General features: G+C 76.7%; 15 protein-coding genes. 10 read left to right on the top strand and 5 right to left on the bottom strand.

Features of this window, described 5'->3' with window-relative positions:
* Positions 1-46: 46 nt before the first annotated feature.
* From O2W53_RS12790 to O2W53_RS12765, 6 genes are read left to right on the top strand one after another with little or no spacing between them, the layout of a single operon-like run.
* A complete protein-coding gene (locus tag O2W53_RS12790; protein ID WP_269163418.1) occupies positions 47-859 on the top strand; it encodes a TauD/TfdA family dioxygenase in 813 nt (270 codons plus the stop codon).
* The gene (locus tag O2W53_RS12785) at positions 856-1653 is read left to right on the top strand and encodes an ATP-binding cassette domain-containing protein (protein WP_269163417.1); all 798 of its coding nucleotides are present in this window, start codon (positions 856-858) and stop codon (positions 1651-1653) included. The genes O2W53_RS12790 and O2W53_RS12785 overlap by 4 nt, the downstream gene beginning before the upstream one ends.
* Positions 1650-2417, top strand: a complete 768-nt coding sequence (locus tag O2W53_RS12780; RefSeq protein WP_269163416.1) for an ABC transporter ATP-binding protein — start codon at positions 1650-1652, stop codon at positions 2415-2417. Before O2W53_RS12785 ends, O2W53_RS12780 begins: the two co-directional genes overlap by 4 nt.
* On the top strand, positions 2414-3742 hold the full coding sequence (locus tag O2W53_RS12775; protein ID WP_269163415.1) for an MFS transporter: 1329 nt from the start codon (positions 2414-2416) through the stop codon (positions 3740-3742). The genes O2W53_RS12780 and O2W53_RS12775 overlap by 4 nt, the downstream gene beginning before the upstream one ends.
* Before the next feature lie 23 nt (positions 3743-3765).
* Positions 3766-5256, top strand: coding sequence for an ABC transporter substrate-binding protein (locus O2W53_RS12770; RefSeq protein ID WP_269163414.1), 1491 nt, complete (start codon positions 3766-3768; stop codon positions 5254-5256).
* Positions 5253-7025 (top strand): ABC transporter permease subunit, encoded by a 1773-nt coding sequence (locus tag O2W53_RS12765; RefSeq protein ID WP_269163413.1) that lies wholly within the window; start codon positions 5253-5255, stop codon positions 7023-7025. Before O2W53_RS12770 ends, O2W53_RS12765 begins: the two co-directional genes overlap by 4 nt.
* Here O2W53_RS12765 and O2W53_RS12760 read toward each other — a convergent pair.
* The gene (locus O2W53_RS12760) at positions 6932-8977 is read right to left on the bottom strand and encodes a heavy metal translocating P-type ATPase (RefSeq protein ID WP_269163412.1); all 2046 of its coding nucleotides are present in this window, start codon (positions 8975-8977) and stop codon (positions 6932-6934) included. The two genes, O2W53_RS12765 and O2W53_RS12760, sit on opposite strands and share 94 nt — an antisense overlap.
* A 63-nt stretch (positions 8978-9040) precedes the next feature.
* Between O2W53_RS12760 and O2W53_RS12755 the strand changes: the two genes are divergently transcribed.
* On the top strand, positions 9041-9385 hold the full coding sequence (locus O2W53_RS12755) for an ArsR/SmtB family transcription factor (RefSeq protein ID WP_164702289.1): 345 nt from the start codon (positions 9041-9043) through the stop codon (positions 9383-9385).
* An 11-nt stretch (positions 9386-9396) separates the two neighbouring features.
* Here O2W53_RS12755 and O2W53_RS12750 read toward each other — a convergent pair whose 3' ends face one another.
* Positions 9397-11595, bottom strand: coding sequence for a heavy metal translocating P-type ATPase (locus O2W53_RS12750; RefSeq protein WP_269163411.1), 2199 nt, complete (start codon positions 11593-11595; stop codon positions 9397-9399).
* A gap of 2 nt (positions 11596-11597) precedes the next feature.
* Complete coding sequence (locus tag O2W53_RS12745; RefSeq protein WP_269163410.1) at positions 11598-11909, bottom strand: DUF1490 family protein; 312 nt, start codon at positions 11907-11909, stop codon at positions 11598-11600.
* Between the two features lie 79 nt (positions 11910-11988).
* Between O2W53_RS12745 and O2W53_RS12740 the strand changes: the two genes are divergently transcribed.
* The 3 genes from O2W53_RS12740 (at position 11989) to O2W53_RS12730 (ending at position 14247) form a co-directional block, all read left to right on the top strand.
* Positions 11989-13017 carry a permease gene (locus tag O2W53_RS12740; RefSeq protein ID WP_269163409.1) on the top strand — a complete coding sequence of 343 codons (1029 nt, stop codon included), beginning with the start codon at positions 11989-11991 and terminating at the stop codon, positions 13015-13017.
* On the top strand, positions 13014-13724 hold the full coding sequence (locus tag O2W53_RS12735; RefSeq protein ID WP_269163408.1) for a TIGR03943 family putative permease subunit: 711 nt from the start codon (positions 13014-13016) through the stop codon (positions 13722-13724). The genes O2W53_RS12740 and O2W53_RS12735 overlap by 4 nt, the downstream gene beginning before the upstream one ends.
* 112 nt (positions 13725-13836) lie before the next feature.
* On the top strand, positions 13837-14247 hold the full coding sequence (locus tag O2W53_RS12730) for a Fur family transcriptional regulator (protein ID WP_269163407.1): 411 nt from the start codon (positions 13837-13839) through the stop codon (positions 14245-14247).
* A 30-nt stretch (positions 14248-14277) separates the two neighbouring features.
* Here the strand turns inward: O2W53_RS12730 and mgrA are convergent, their stop codons facing one another.
* Together mgrA and O2W53_RS12720 are read right to left on the bottom strand one after the other, a co-directional pair.
* On the bottom strand, positions 14278-15315 hold the full coding sequence (mgrA, locus tag O2W53_RS12725; RefSeq protein ID WP_269163406.1) for an L-glyceraldehyde 3-phosphate reductase: 1038 nt from the start codon (positions 15313-15315) through the stop codon (positions 14278-14280).
* 28 nt (positions 15316-15343) lie between these two features.
* Positions 15344-16264 (bottom strand): pentapeptide repeat-containing protein, encoded by a 921-nt coding sequence (locus O2W53_RS12720; protein WP_269163405.1) that lies wholly within the window; start codon positions 16262-16264, stop codon positions 15344-15346.
* Positions 16265-16283 lie beyond the last annotated feature (19 nt).

Genomic DNA, 16283 nt, shown 5'->3' with positions numbered 1-16283 from the left:
CGGGCGACCCCCGCCGCCGGTACGACGCACCCCCTGGAGGAACCCCTTGGCCGCACGCACGTCCTCCGGCCGCCGGGTGGGCGCCGTCCGCCCCGAGCTGTCCGACCTGCTCCGCAGCACCGGGGTGCTGCCGCAGTCGGCGAGCACCCCCGAGGAGGCCCGGGAGCTGCTGGCCCGGGACGGGGCGGTCGTCGTCGCCGAGCCGACCCCCGGCCCCGAGGCGCTGCCGGTCGTGGCGGCCCAGCTCTACGGCGACCGGTTGCGTCAGCTGTTCGCCGTCCGCCCGCTGCGCCAGCAGTCCGGCGAGCTGCTCGGGCTGCACAGCGACGGGGCCCACGTGGTCGTCGACGTGCACGGCCGGACCGTCAACCTCCGCGACCCGGACGAGGACGGGCTGCTGCAGCGCTGCGTCCGGCCCGCACCCGAGGGCGGGGACTCCTTCCTGGTGGACGGGTACGCACTCGTCGACGCGCTGGCCACCGGGTGCCCGGAGCTGCACGCCTTCCTGACCGGCACCGACGTCGACTACTTCGGCGGATGGGCCACCGCGCCGCACGAGGTGCCCCGCACCCCGCTGGTCCGCCGGCTGGTCGAGCACACCCGGGCCGGCCGCCGGGTGGTCCGGTCCAGCGAGACCGCCGTCCCGGTGCCGCGCGAGCCCCGTGCCGCCGAGCACGACGCGCAGCTGGACCTGTGGGCCGACGTGCTGGCCACGGCCGTCGACGTCGTGCCGCACTTCCGGCTGGAGGCGGGCGAGGTGCTGGTCGTCGACAACTACCGCTGCCTGCACGGCCGCGACCCGTTCACCGGCCAGCGCGACGTCGACGTGCTGACGGTGATGACCGCGGACGCCTGGTGAGCGACGCTCCACCTCTCCTGCAGGTGCGGGACCTCACCGTCGGTTTCGGCGGGGGTCCCGTCGTGGCCGGGGTCTCCTTCGACCTCGCCGCCGGCGAGCGGGTCGCCCTCGTCGGCGCCTCCGGCTCGGGCAAGACGCTCACCACGCTGGCGCTGCTCGGGCTGCTGCCACCGGACGCCGTCGTCACCGGCAGCGTCCGGGTCGACGGCACCGAGGTGGTCGGCGCCGCGGAACGGGAGCTCCGGCCGCTGCGCGGACCGGTCACCGCCCTGGTGCCGCAGGACCCGGGCACGTCGCTCAACCCGCAGGTCCGGGTGGGCCGGCAGGTCGCCGCACCGCTGCGCCGGGCCGGGGTGCGGCGCAGCGCGGCTGCCGCGCGGGCGGCCGAGCTGCTGGCCGAGATGCGACTGCCGGCCGGCAGCGGACGGCGCTTCCCCGTCCAGCTCTCCGGCGGGCAGCGGCAGCGGGCCGCACTCGCCCTGGCGCTGGCCGCCGGTCCGCGGCTGCTGGTCGCCGACGAGCCGACCTCGGCACTGGACGCGACCGCGCAGCACGGCGTGCTCGCCGTGCTCGGCCGGGCCACCCGCGAGCGCAGCGCCGGGCTGCTGCTGGTCACCCACGACCTGGCTGCCGCGGCCACCACCTGCGACCGGGTGCTGGTCCTGGCGGAGGGGCACCTGCTCGCCGACGGGCCGCTGCGCGAGGTGCTGGCCGGGCACGCCCACCCCGCGGTGCGCGCGCTGGTCGAGGCCACCGCTGCGCTGAGCCCGCCGGCCCTCGTGGGCGCACGGTGAGCGCCGAGCTGCTGCTCGCCGCCCGCGGGCTGACCCGCCGGTACCGCGGCAGCGCCGGGCCGGCGCTCGACCGGGTGGACCTCGGCCTGACCGCGGGGCAGCGGCTGGCGGTGGTGGGGGAGTCCGGCGCCGGCAAGTCGACGCTGACCCGGCTGCTGCTGGGGCTGGAGCGGCCCGACGCCGGGGAGGTCACCTACCGCGGCCGGCCGGTGCAGCCGGGCCGGCCGAGCGCGCTGCGCTGGTTCCGCCGCGCCGTGCAGGTGGTGCCCCAGGACCCGGGCCGCTCGCTCAACCCGCGGATGCCCGTCGGCCAGGCCGTCGCCGAACCGCTGCGCTGCCTGCAGGTACCGGGCGACCACCGGGCCCGCGTCGCCGAGCTGCTGCGCGCCGTCGGGCTGGACCCCGACGCCGCCGGCCGGTTGCCGCACGAGTTCTCCGGCGGCCAGCGGCAGCGGATTGCGCTGGCCCGGGCGCTCGCGCCGCGCCCGGAGGTGCTGATCGCCGACGAGCCGGTCAGCGCGCTGGACGCCGCCGTCCGGCTGCAGGTGGTGGAGCTGCTGCGCGCGCTCAGCGACGCCGAGGGTGTCGCACTGCTGGTGGTCTCGCACGACCTGGGCGTCGTCACCGCGCTCTGCTCCGACGTCGTTGTGCTGGCCGCCGGCCGGGTCGTGGAGTCCGGGCCGGTGGCCCGCGTGCTGACCGACCCGGGCAGCCGCGAGGCGCACGCGCTGGTGGCCGCCGTCCCGCGGCTGGTGCTGGCATGACCGGGGCCGGCCGGACCGGGCGGATCACCTGGGAGCCGTTCGTGCTGTTCCGGCGGCTGCCGGCGGTGCCCCGGCTGCTGCTGCTGTCCCAGCTGGTGTTCAACATCGGCTTCTACCTGGTGGTGCCGTTCCTGGCGGTGCACCTCACCGAGGACCTGGCGCTGGCCGGTGGGCTGGTCGGCCTGGTGCTCGGCGTGCGCACCTTCAGCCAGCAGGGGCTGTTCTTCCTCGGCGGCGGGCTGGCCGACCGGTTCGGCGTCAAGCCCGTCGTGGTCATCGGCTGCCTCGTCCGGATCGCCGGGTTCGGGGTGCTCGCCGTCGCCACCTCGCTGCCCGCCGTGCTCGCCGGCACGGTGCTGGTCGGCTTCGCGGCGGCGTTGTTCTCCCCGGCCGTGGAGTCCGCACTGGCCGACCAGGGCCACCGGCTGGAGGCCGCCGGGGTGGTCACCCGGGCCGAGGTCTTCGGCCTGGACGCCATCGCCAGCAAGCTCGGTTCGGTCACCGGGCCGGCGCTCGGCGCCGTCCTGCTCACCGTGCCCTTCAGCGTCACCTGCTGGATCTCCGCCGGCGTCTTCGGCGTGGTGCTCGCCGCCCACCTGCGCTGGCTGCCGCGCGACCTGCGCACCGAGGGCAGCGGGGAGGAGAGCGTGCTCGCCGGGTGGGGGCACGTGCTGCGCAACCGCACCTTCCTCGCCTTCACCGCCTGCTACTGCACCTACCTGCTCAGCTACAACCAGCTCTACCTCGCCCTCCCCGTGGAGCTCTCCCGGGCGACCGGCGGCCAGGGCGCGCTGGGCTGGTTGTTCGTGCTGGCCGCGGTGTCGGTGCTGCTGTTCCAGCTGCGGGTCACCGCCCGCGCCCGGCGGGCCGGGGTGCAGCGGGCGCTGCCGTTCGGCTTCGCGCTGATGAGCGCGTCGTTCCTGTTGGTCGCGGTCTGTGCCCCGCTCGCCCCGCCCACCGGGATCTGGGCGCTGGCACCGGCGGTCGGGATGGTGCTGCTGCTCTACACCGGCCAGATGGTCGCCGTGCCCCTCGCCCAGGACCTGGTGCCCCGGCTGGCCGGGGAGCGGCGGCTGGGTGCCCACTTCGGCTTCCTCGCCTCCGCCGGCGGTGCCGCGGTGCTCGTCGGCAGCACCGGGGTGGGCGCCCTGCTCGACCTCGCCGACCGGCCGCAGCCGGCCGCCGCCGTCCCGTGGCTGGTGCTCGCCGCGCTGCCCGCGGCCTCGGCCGTCGGCCTGGCGCTGCTCACCCGGCGGATCGCCCGCACCCCTGCGGCGGGGGCACCGGCCCCCGCCGTCCCCGCCGAGGAACCGCTGCACCCGTGACCGGCCGACCGAGAAGAGGGACCATGCCCCGCCCCGCCGTCCGTGCCGCCGGTGTGCTGCTCGCGCTGCCCGCCCTGCTCGCCGGCTGCTTCGCCCCGGCCGCGGAGGAGTCGGCCGGCAGCGGGCAGCGGCTGGCGCTGGCGCTCGCCTTCCCCCCGGTCGCCGCGCTCTCCCCGTTCTCCGACGACGCGGTGCTGATCACCCGGATGGGCGTGGGGGAGACGCTGGTGGGGCTGGACGAGGCCGGCGAGCCCGCCCCGCTGCTGGCCGAGAGCTGGAGCCGGGTCGACGACCGCACCGTCACCCTCGACCTGCGGGAGGACGTCCGGTTCCACGACGGGACGCCGCTGGACGCCGAGGCGGTCGTCGGCGCCCTGACTGCGGCAGCCGCCGCAGCGCCGGCCCCCCGGTCGATCGACGGCCTGGGCCTCACCGCCCGTGCGGTGGACGAGGACACGGTCGAGGTCCGGGTGGCCGAGCCCGACCCGCTGCTGGTGCACCGGCTGGCGGCCCCGGGGCTGGTGGTCCTCGCCCCCTCGGCCTACGCCGACCCCGCGGCGCCGGATCCGGTGGGCGCCGGCACCGGGCCGTTCGAGCTGACCGAGCTGCGCGGCGCGTCGGGCGCGACCCTCACCGCGGACGCCGACCACTGGGCGGGCGCCCCGGAGCTGGCCGGGGTGGACGTCACCTTCCCCGCCGACGCGGCCGCGCGCACCGCCGGGCTGCGGGCCGGTGAGCTGGACGTGGCGGTCAACCTGCCCATCGCCCACCTGCCGACGCTGACCGACACCGAGGTGCTCTCCGTGCCGTTGCCGCGGCTGGTCTCCCTCTCCCTGGACACCGCGGACGGGCCGTTCGCCGACCCGGGCCTGCGCGCGGCCGCGGTCGCGGCGATCGACCCGCAGCCGGTGGTGGACGGCGTGTACGAGGGTCGGGCCGACGTCGCCGAGGGGCTGTTCGACGACGACACCGCCGCGCAGCTGGACCGGCCGGCGGTCACGCTGCCCGAGGCAGCCGACCCGGCCGGGACGAGCATCCGGCTGGCCACGTACTCCGACCGGCCCGAGCTGGCCGAGGCGGCCGCGGTGCTCGCCGGGCAGCTGCGGCAGGCCGGGTTCACGGTGGAGGTCGTGGTGGCCGAGTACGCCGCCCTCGAGACCGACCTGCTGGCCGGCACCTACGACGCGGTGCTCGCCAGCCGGCTCTACCTGGGCGACACCGGCGATCCGGTCGGCTACCTCTCCGCCGACCTGACCTGCGCGGGCAGCTACAACCTGGCCCAGCTCTGCGACCCGGCGGTGGACGCCGCCGTCGCCGACGCCGCGGCCCTGACCGACCCCGAGCAGCGCCGGGCCGCGGCGTTGCGGATCGAGGCCCGGGTGCTCTCGACCGGCGCCGTGGTGCCGGTGCTGCACGAGCGGACCCACACCGGGTACGCCCCGACGGTCAGCGGGCTGGCCGTCGACCCGTTCGACCGGCTGCTGCTGGGCACCGAGACGACGGTCGAGGAGTGACCGCCGCCGGCCGGGTGCGGCCGGTGGCACCGACCGGGCCGCGGCGCACTCCCGGACGGCTCCGGTCGGGCCTGCTCCGTCCCGCACTGACCGGGCTGGGCGCGGTCGCCGGTACCGGGCTGCTGGTCGGGGCGCTGCCCTGGCTCTCCGGGGACGACCCGGCGCGCACCGTGCTGCGGGCCCGGGAGGTGGAGCGCGAGCCGGACCCGGCCGCGCTGGACGCGCTGCGCGAGCAGCTGGACCTCCCCGCCGACCCGGTCCGCGGCACGGTCTCCTGGCTCGGCCGCGCGGTCACCGGCGACCTCGGCACCTCCTGGGTCAGCGGGCAGCCGGTCGCCGAGGTCGTCCCGCCGGCGCTGGGCGTCTCCGCGACCCTCGCCGGGACGGCGGCGACCGTGGCCGTCGTGCTCGCCGTGCTGCTCGCACTGCCCGCCGTGCGCCGGGCCGCCGACGGCCGCGCCGACGGCGGCGGTGCGGCGGGGGTGCTGGCCGCCGCACTCGCCGCGCTGCCGGAGTTCGTGCTGGCCGTCCTCGGGGTCGCGGTGGTGGCCGTGGGCTGGGGGCTGCTGCCGACGTCGGGGTTCACCGGCCCGGAGCACCTCGTGCTGCCCGTCCTGGCTCTCGCCCTGCCGGCCGGGGGACTGCTCGGCCGGGTGCTGGCCGGCGCCGTCCGGGAGACCGCGGGGGAGGCGTGGGTGCGCACCTGGCGGGCCGCCGGCGTCTCCCGGGCAGCGGTGCAGGGCGCGGTCGCCCGGCGGGCGCTGACCGTCGTCGTCCCGCAGGTCCTGCTGCTCCTCGTCGGGCTGCTCGGGGCCGGCGCCGTGATCGAGGCGGTGTTCGACGTGCCCGGGCTCGGCCGGGTCGCGCTGGCCGGTGCGCTGGCCCAGGACCTGCCGGTCGTGCAGGCCGCCGTCGCGGTGCTGGTGCTGCTCGGTCTGGCGGCCGGCGGGGCCGGGGTGCTGCTGCACCGTGCGCTGCTCGGGCCGGCGGGCACCGACGGCGGGCTGTCGCCGGAACTCCCGCCCCCGACGCCCGGCGCCGGTCGGTGGGCGGCCGGGCTGCTCGCCGTGCTGCTGCTGGTGGTCCTCGCCGGCGTGCTGCGCGATCCCGCCGCCCAGGACCTCGGCGACCGGCTGGCCGCACCGTCGTGGGCGCACCCGCTGGGCGCGGACGCGCTCGGCCGCGACGTGCTCGCCCGGTTCGGCGCCGGTGCCCTGCCCTCGGTGGGGCTGGCCCTGCTGATCAGCGCGGTGGTCCTGGTCACCGGCGTCGCTGCCGGACTCCTCGGCCGGGAGCGGGCGGGGCTGGCCGACGTGCTGAACGCGCTGCCGGCGGTGGTGGTGGGCATCGCGGTGGCCGCCGTCGCCGGGCCCAGCCTGACCGGCGCGGCCGTGGCGGTGAGCCTGGTCGCCTGGATCCCGCTGGCGGTGCACACCCGGACCCTGGCCGCCGAGGTGCGCGCCTCGGGCTTCCACCTCGCGGCCCGCACCAGCGGGGCCGGTCGCTGGCACCTGGTCCGGCACCACCTGCTCCCGGTGGTCCTGCCGCCGGTCGGGCGGCACGCGCTGCTGCGGGTGCCGCACACCGCGCTGGCGCTGGCCGGGCTGTCCTTCCTCGGCCTCGGGGCCGGCGCCGAGTCACCGGAGTGGGGGCGCAGCCTCGCCGACGGGGTGGTCTACCTGGAGCGGGCGCCCTGGCTGGTGGCGGTGCCCGCCGCGGGGCTGGTGCTGCTCGGGGTCGCCGCCGGGCTGGTCCGCACCGGCCGCTGAGCCGGCGGACCGCCCTCGGCCTCGCGGGCGGCGGCCCGCCAGGCCGAGGAGCGCAGCAGCCGCAGCCCGTTCAGCGCGACCAGCACGGTCGACCCCTCGTGCCCGGCCACGCCCAGCGCCAGCGGCAGCGTGCCGATCAGGTCCCAGGCCACCAGGACCACGATCACGGTGCCGGCGACCACCAGGTTCTGCACGACCAGCCGGCGGGCGCGGCGGGCCAGCGCGAGCACCGTGGGCAGCGCGGACAGGTCGTCGCGGACGACGATCGCGTCGGCGCTCTGCAGCGCCAGGGCCGACCCGATGCCGCCCATCGCCACGCCCACGTCGGCGGTGGCCAGGGCCGGGGCGTCGTTCACCCCGTCGCCGACCAGCGTGACCCGGTGCCCGGCCCGCTGCAGCTCGCCGACCGCGGCGGCCTTGTCCTCCGGCAGCAGCCCGGCCCGGACGTCGACGAGCCCGGCCTGGGTGGCCAGCGCGCGGGCGGCACCGGCGTTGTCGCCGGTGAGCAGCACCGGCTCGGTGCCGGTCTGCCGGCGCAGCGCGGCGACGGCACCGGCGGCCTCCGGGCGCAGCCGGTCGGCGAGCGCCAGCACCCCGGCCGGGCGGCCGTCCACGGTGACGACGACGGCGGTGCGACCGGCGGACTGCTCCTCGGCCACCAGCTCGGCGACCGCCTCCTGCCCCGGCGCCGGCGCGGCGACGGTGACCGCGCGGCCCCCGACCGTGGCGGCGACCCCCGACCCGACCGCGGCCCGGAAGCCGGTGGCCGGGGCCACGGAGAGCCCGGCGACGCGGGCGGCGGTGACGACCGCGCGGCCGATCGGGTGTTCGCTGGGCCCCTCGGCCGCGGCGGCCAGGGCGAGCAGCTCGTCGCCGGTCGTCCCCGGCAGCGGGCGGACGCCGACCACCGCGGGCGTGCCGTCGGTGAGGGTGCCGGTCTTGTCCAGCGCCACCACCGTGGTGGCGCCCAGCTGCTCGAGCACGACGGCGGAGCGGATCAGCACCCCGTGCCGGCTGGCGTTGGCGATCGCCGACAGCAGCGGCGGCATGGTGGACAGCACCACCGCGCACGGCGAGGCGACGATCATGAAGGTCATCGCGCGCAGCAGCGCCTCCTGCAGCGACTCCCCGAACAGCTGGGGGACGCCGAACACGGCCAGCGTGCTGACCACGACGCCCATCGAGTACCGCTGCTCCACCTTCTCGATGAACAGCTGCGTGCGGGCCTTGGTGGCGCTTGCCTCCTCGACCAGGGTCGCGATCCGGGCGATGACCGCCTCGGCCGCCGGCCGGTCGACCCGGACGGTCAGCACCCCGGTGCCGTTCGACGTCCCGGCCCAGACCTCGTCGCCGGGCGCCTTGTCCACCGGCAACGGTTCGCCGGTGATGGACGCCTGGTCGACGTCCGAGCCGCCGTCCAGCACGATCCCGTCGGCCGGCACCCGCTCACCCGGCCGGACCACCACCACGTCGCCGGCGGTCAGGTCGGCGGCGGGCACCGCCCGCTCCTGCCCGCCGGCCAGCACGGTGGCCTGCTCGGGGGCGAGGTCGGTGAGCCCGCGGACGGCGTCGGCGGTGCGGCGGGTGGCCACCGTCTCCAGCGCGCCGGAGGTGGCGAAGATGACGATGAGCAGCGCGCCGTCGAAGACCTGGCCCAGCGCCAGGGCGCCGATCGCGGCCAGCACCATGAGCAGGTCGACGTCCAGGGTGCGCTCGCGCAGGGCGGTGATCCCGGCCCAGGCAGGCTCCCACCCGCCGGTGCCGTAGCAGCAGAGGTAGAGCGCCCAGGCGAGCGGCTGCGGACCGTCCAGCAGCTGCAGCAGGCCCCCGGCGAGGAAGAACGCCAGGGCCGCGGCGGCCCAGCGCACCTCCGGCACCGCTCCCCAGCCAGGCAGTCGGGGTCGCCGAGCGGGACTCGAGGCGGCCTGCTCCGGGGCCTGCGTCAGGGTCACCGCGTCACCCTATCTGCGCAGATGCGCAAACACGCAAGTCGACGTCCGGCCTAAGGTGCAGGGATGGCACACACCGGCATCGACGGCTTCTCCATGCCGTCCGGCGACGCGGTGCGGCGGGCCGCGGAGGCGTTGCGCATGCTGGGTGACCCCACCCGGCTCAACGTGCTGTGGGCGTTGATGCAGGGCGAGACGTCGGTCGCCTGCCTGGCCGAGCTGGCCGGCACCTCGCCCACCGCGGTCAGCCAGCACCTGTCCAAGCTGCGGCTGGCCGGCCTGGTCACCAACCGGCGCGAGGGCACCTTCGTCTACTACCAGCTGGCCGATCCGCACGTGGGTGCGCTGCTGCGCCAGGCGCTCTCGCACGCCGGGCACCCGGTCGACGACCGGGTGCCCGAGCCCCGCTGACCTGACCGCGGTCAGCCGCCGGCAGGCTGCCCGTCGCCGTCCGGCCGGCTGCCGCGGTGCCGGACCAGCCGGGCGGAGTTGACCGCCACCGCCACCGACGAGGCGTTGTGCAGCACCGCGGCCAGCACGGGGGAGAGGGCGCCGCCTCCGGCGACGACCAGCCCCACGCCGTTCACCGCGATCGACATCCCGTAGTTCTGCCGCACCACCGCCAGCGTCCGCCCGCCCAGCTCGCGCAGGTCGAGCAGGTGCCGCAGGTCGTCACCGACCAGGGCCACGTCGGCGGTCTCCACTGCGACGTCGGTGCCGGAGACCCCCATCGCGATCCCGATGTCGGCCGCGGCGAGCGCGGGGGCGTCGTTGGTGCCGTCGCCGACCATCGCCACGGTGTGTCCCTCGGCCTGCAGCGCCGCGACGACGTCCTGCTTGTGCTCGGGGAGCACCTCGGACCGCCACTCGGTGACCCCGAGCTCGGCGGCGACGGCAGCAGCCGTGCTCTCGTGGTCGCCGGTGAGCATCACGATCCGCCGCACCCCGGTGGCCCGCAGCGTCTCCAGCACCTCCCGGGACTCCGGGCGCACCTCGTCGCGCAGGCTCACCAGCCCGATCAGCTCGCCGTCGACCGCGAGCAGCAGCGGGGTCTCCGCCGCGGTGCGCAGCCGGTCCAGCCAGTCGCGGGCGTCGTCGCCGACGGCCACGCCCTCGGTGGCCATCAGCGGCTCGCTGCCCAGCAGCAGCACCCGCCCGTCGGCCTGGGTGCGCATGCCCAGGCCGAGGAGCACCTCGCACTCCTCGTGCGGGGGGATGAACACGTGCCGCTCCTCGGTGGAGCGGATCACCGCCTGGGCCAGCGGGTGGCGGGAGTGCACCTCGGAGCTGGCGGCGTAGCCGAGCACCTGCTCCGGGGTCCAGTCGTCGGAGAAGGAGACGACGTTGGTGACCACCGGGCGGCCGATGGTCAGGGTGCCGGTCTTGTCGAAGACGACGGCGTCCACCCGGCCGGCGGCCTCCAGGTGCGCGCCGCCCTTGATCAGCAGGCCGCGGGAGGCGCCGTTGCCGATCGCGGCGCTGACCGCCGTGGGCGTGGCCAGCCCGACCGCGCACGGGCAGGCGATGAGCAGCATGGTCATCGCCCGGCGGACGTCCCGGGTGACCAGCCAGGTGAGCGCGGCGAGGGCGAAGGAGGCGGGCACGAAGCGGCGGGAGAAGTTCTCCCCGACGGTCTGGATCGGCGCTCGGTCGTCGGTGGCCTGCTCGACCCGGGCGATGATCCGCCCGATCGCGGTGTCCGAGCCGGTCGCCGAGGCGCGCACCACGAGCCGGCCGCGCAGGTTCACCGACCCGGCGTGCACCGTCGAGCCGGCGGTGACCGAGGCCGGCAGCGGCTCCCCGGTGATCGCGGCCTGGTCGACCACGCCGGTGCCCTCGACGACGACGCCGTCCACCGGCAGCGTCGTCTGGTCGTGCACGACCACCAGGTCACCGACGCGCAGCTGGGCCAGGTCGACCTGCCGCTCGACGTCGGGCTCGCCGCCCTCGCCGGGCACGATCACCCAGGCGGTGGTCTCGGTGCCGGCCAGCAGCGCGGAGATCGCCCGCCGGGTGCGCCGCAGGGTCACCGACTGCAGCCACTCGCCGATGTTCAGCAGCCAGAGCACGGTCAGCGCGACCACGTTCTCCCGCAGCAGCAGGCTGGCGATGGTGGCGGCGGTGACCAGCGCGTCGGTGCCGGTGGACCGCTTGCCGGCGAGGGCACCCGCGGCGCCCTTCACGAACGGGTAGCCGGTGAAGATCGTGAGCGCGGTGGCGACCAGCCGGCTGCGGCCGGAGAGCACCGGCGGCCGGCCGAACCCGTACCGGCGCACCCCCAGCAGGGCCAGGGCGGCACCGCCGACGGCGATCCGCACCAGCTCGCCGTTGGCGACGTCGGCCGAGCGCGGCGCGCGGGCGACCTCGGCGGCCGCCGGGAGGGCGACCGCCGAGGCGGCCACCCGGAGGACCTCCGCCCGCGGGTCGGCGTCGGGGTGCAGCCAGACCAGCACCTGACCGGTGACCGGGTAGGCGTGCGCGGTGCGGACGCCGGGCACCGCGTCCAGCAGGTCCTCCAGCGCCACCGCGCGTGCGGGTGCGCCGGTCAGCGAGGGGACGGCGAGCCGCAGCCGGCCGCCGGCGTCGCTGACCAGCCGGGCGGTGCCGGTCGCCGTCTCCACGGTCAGTGCTGGTGGTCGTGGCCGCCGGAGCGGTCGGCCGGCGGGGGCACCTGCTCGCCGAGGTCGGCGTAGGCCTGGGCCCGCACGTCGCCGGCGGCGAGCCGGGCCTTCTCCACGCCCACCTCGGCGCGGCGGGCGCCGCGGATGCCCCACTTCGTCGCCCCGACCGCCAGCCGGCGGGGCAGGCTGCCGGTCTCACCGCGCTCGGCGGCGCGGACGACGACGACGCCGACGACCCCGGTCGCCACCGTCCCGGCCGCCTTGCGCAGCACCCGGCCGGCGGTCGCGCCGCGGTTCTTCTTCGACTCGCTCATCGACGTGCTCCTCGTTGGGTCGGCCTGGGGGTCCTGCATGAGAGCGTGGGTCCGCCCACGGTAACGGGAACCGTGTTCGATGTTCGGAGGGGAGTCGGTCATCGCCGAGGTGCGGGTCGACGACAGCAGGGTGGGGGAGGGGCGAGCGCCCGACCGGGCCGGCCTGCGCAGCACCGACCTGCTCGGTGGGCTGGTCGCCGTCCTGGTGCTGCTGCACTTCCTCGCCCCCGCGGCCCTGCAGCAGCCGGTGGTGCTGGCCTGGAGCACCGTCTTCGTGGCCGTCTGCCTGCAGGCGCTGCCCTTCCTGGTGCTCGGGGTGGCGTTGTCGGCCGCGATCGGCACGCTGGTGCCGCCGTCCTTCTTCGCCCGGGTGCTGCCCCGCCGTCCCGGGCTGGCCGTGCCGGTGGCCGGGATGGCCGGCGTCGTCCTGCCCGGCTGTGAGTGCGCCTCGGTGCCGGTCGCCGGCAGCCTGGTGCGCCGCGGGGTGACCCCTGCCGCGGCGCTGGCCTTCCTGTTGGCGGCGCCGGCGGTCAACCCGGTGGTCCTCGTCGCCACCGCGGTGGCCTTTCCGGGCCAGCCGGAGATGGTGGCCGCCCGGTTCGTGGCCTCGCTCGGCGTCGCGGTCGTGATGGGCTGGCTGTGGACGCTGCTGGGCCGCAGCGAGTGGCTGCAGTTGGCGCGACTGCCTGTCCCGGCTCCCGGGGGCACCCGCTTCACCGACTACCGCGAGGCGATGCAGCACGACCTGGTGCACGCCGGCGGCTTCCTGGTGGTGGGCGGCGCGGCCGCGGCGACGCTGGGGGTGCTCGTGCCCCGGAGCTGGCTGGACGCGGTCGCGGACTCCCCGGTGCTGGCGGTGCTGGTGCTGGCCGGGCTCGCGGTCGTGCTGGCGATCTGCTCGGAGGCCGATGCCTTCGTCGCGGCCAGCCTGACCTCCTTCTCGCTCACCGCCCGGCTGACCTTCCTCGTCGTCGGCCCGGCCGTCGACGTGAAGCTGATCGCCCTCCAGGCGGGGACCTTCGGCCGGGGGTTCGCCGCCCGGTTCGCGCCGGTCACGCTCGTCGTCGCCGTGCTGATCGCCTCGGCCGTGGGGGCGGTGCTGCTGTGAACGGCCGCCCGGACCGGACCACCCAGCAGGTGCTCCTGCTGCTGCTCGGCGTCGTCGTGCTCGTGGTGGCCGGGAGCGACCGGTACCTGGACTACGTGCGGGCCGGGTTCCGGCCGCTGCTGCTCGGGGCCGGGGTGGTCGTGGTGCTGCTGGCGCTCAGCGGTCTGCGCCGGAGCCGAGGTGCGGCCGGGCACGACCACCCGGGCCCGGCGGTCGGGTGGCTGCTGGCCGCGCCGGTGGCGGTGGTCCTGGTCGTCGCCCCGCCGGCGCTCGGCTCGTACACCGCCAGCCGGCAGTCGGCGGCCCCCGTCGCGGTGCCCGACCAGCCGTCGTCGCCGGGCATCGGGGCGGACGACCCGGGGACCGGCCACCGGACGATGACGCTGTTCGACTACTACGTCTGGTCGCAGGCGCAGGACACCAGCGCCCTGGAGGGGCGCCGGGTGCGGCTCGTCGGCTTCGTCTCGCCCCGGGCGGCCGGCGGCTGGTACGTCACCCGCTTCGACATCAACTGCTGCGCCGCCGACGCCACGGCGATCCGGGTGGCCGTGCCGGACGGGCCCGCGGAGTTCGAGCCCGACGACTGGGTGGAGGTCGTCGGCACCCACGTCCCGCCGCAGGTCGACCCGGCGGTCGGGTACCCGGAGCCGACGATCGACGCGGCGTCGGTGGTGCCGGTGGAGGCCCCGGCCGAGCCCTACGAGTGAGCCGGCGGCAGGACCCGCAGTCGACAACAGTTCTCACATGCTCCTATCCTCATGCGAAGCACGCCGGGCTCCATCCGCAGGGCGCGGGCCGCCTCGACGAGGAGACGACCAGATGATCCGCAACACCCGCCAGCGCACCGCCGTCAACGCCGTCTTCGACGAGCTCGAGGGCTTCCACAGCGCTCAGGAGGTGCACGCCCGGATGCGGGCGGCGGGGGACTCGATCGGGCTGTCGACGGTGTACCGGGCCGTCCAGGCGCTGGTCGAGGACGGCGAGCTCGACTCGATCCGCACCGACGCCGGTGAGGCCATCTACCGGCGGTGCAGCACCCGGCACCACCACCATCTCGTCTGCCGCGCCTGCGGCCGCACCGAGGAGGTCGAGGGCCCCACGGTCGAGCGCTGGGCCGACCGCGTCGCCGCCGAGCACGGCTTCGTCGACGTCACGCACACGCTGGAGATCTTCGGCACGTGTGCGGCCTGCCACGGCGCCGGGGCGCCCTCGGCCGACCGGCCGGGCTGAAAGGCCCGGCCGGTCGCGCCTCGGCGGGCGTCACATCGCACCCTCCCGGGCGGCCTGCCACAGGTCGATGCCGGCGTCGACGGCGTGCTGGTCGATGGCGGTCAGCTCCTCGGCGGAGAACTCCAGGTTCTCCAGGGCGGCGACGTTCTGCTCCAACTGCCGCACGCTGCTCGCCCCGATCAGCACCGAGGTGACCCGCGGGTCGCGCAGTGCCCAGGCCAGCGCCAGCTGCGGCAGGCTCTGGCCGCGGGCCTGCGCGAGCTCGTTCAGCGCCCGCACGTGCGTGACGTACTCGGGGGTGATCATCCCGGGGTCCAGCGACTTGGACTGACCGGCCCGCGAGCCCTCCGGCACGCCGTCGAGGTACTTGTCGGTGAGCATCCCCTGGGCCAGCGGGGAGAAGGCGATGCAACCGGCGCCCACGTCGGCGAGGGTGTCCAGCAGCCCCTCGGTCTCGATCCAGCGGTTGAGCATCGAGTACGAGGGCTGGTGGATCAGCAGCGGCGTCCCCAGGTCGGCCAGGATCTCCGCTGCCTGTGCCGTCATCTCCGGCGAGTAGGAGGAGATGCCCGCGTAGAGCGCCTTGCCCGACTGGACGGCCGTGTGCAGCGCGCCCATCGTCTCCACCAGCGGCGTCGTCGGGTCGGGTCGGTGGCTGTAGAAGACGTCGACGTACTCGACGCCCATTCGTTGCAGTGACTGGTCCAAGCTGGACAGCACGTACTTGCGGGAACCGCCGCCCTGCCCGTACGGGCCGGGCCACATGTCATAGCCGGCCTTGGTGGAGAGGACCAGCTCGTCGCGGTATGGGCGGAAGTCGTCGGCCAGGTGCCGGCCGAAGTTGGTCTCCGCGCTGCCGTAGGGCGGGCCGTAGTTGTTGGCCAGGTCGAAGTGGGTGATCCCCAGGTCGAAGGCGCGCCGCAGGATGTCCCGCTGCCGGTCGAAGGGGACGTCGTCCCCGAAGTTGTGCCAGAGACCGAGGCTGACCGCCGGCAGGTCCAGGCCACTGGCGCCGGTGCGCCGGTAGGTCATCGAGTCGTAGCGGGTGCTCTCCGCGGAGTAGGCCATGGGCTGATCGTGCCCGGCGGGCAGCGGGTCAGCGACGACGGGGGCGGCGGCCGCGGCGGCCGGCACCGGCCGCCGGCCCGGTCGAGGTGGCCCAGTGCGCCGGCCGCGTCAGCGACCCGGGCAGCGACGTGCCCGCGTCCCCGGTGGCGGCGGTCAGCTGTGGCTGGGTGAGGAAGAGGGCGCCGGTGAGGTCGGCGCCCCGCAGGTCGGCGGCGCGCAGGTCCGCCCCCAGCAGGTCGGCGCGGCGCAGGTCCGCACCTCGCAGGTCGGCCCCGATCAGGTAGGCGCCGCGCAGGCTCGCCCCGTGCAGGTCCGCCCCGCGCAGTGCGGAGCCCATCAGGTCGGCGCCGCGGCGGTCCCGGGCCCGGCCGGGCACGTCGGCCCGGGCGGCGTCGCTGACCCGGCCGAGCAGCTCGCCGACCTCGCGTCGCAGCGCTGCGGCGTCCAGGCCGGCCAGTTCGTCGGCGGCCGCCCGGGTGAGCTCCTCGGTGCGGGCGTGCGCGGTCGCGACCTCGGTGGCCAGTGACCCGGCCGGCAGCAGGGTCCGCGCCTCGGTGAGGTGCCACAGCAGCTCGGTGAGCTGCCGCATCACCGGGAAGACGGTGAACACCGCCGCTGCCGTCGCTGCATCGGTGCGCCAGTCCCGGCCGGGGAAGGTGTCCTCGGTGACCCGCTGGCCGGCGCCGAAGCAGTCGAAGACGACGCAGCCGGGGAAGCCGCGGTCGCGCAGCTCGCTGTGCACGCCGCAGCGGGCGTCGGGCTGCAGGTTCGGGCACGGGGTGCCGGCCGGCTTGTCGATCGCGAAGTCCGCGGAGGCGGCGAAGGCCGGCGCCACGCAGCACAGCCCGCTACAGCGACTGCAGTCAGCGGTCAGGTCCCGCCGCGCGCCGGCGAGCTCCCTCGAGGTGTCGAGGACGAGGTCCACCGGGATGCCGGGACGATCGGGCACGGTGCGGTCCTCCGGACGT

The sequence above is a fragment of the Modestobacter sp. VKM Ac-2978 genome (assembly GCF_026968025.1).
GTDB lineage: Bacteria > Actinomycetota > Actinomycetes > Mycobacteriales > Geodermatophilaceae > Modestobacter.
This window is presented reverse-complemented; position numbering and strand designations above follow the sequence as displayed.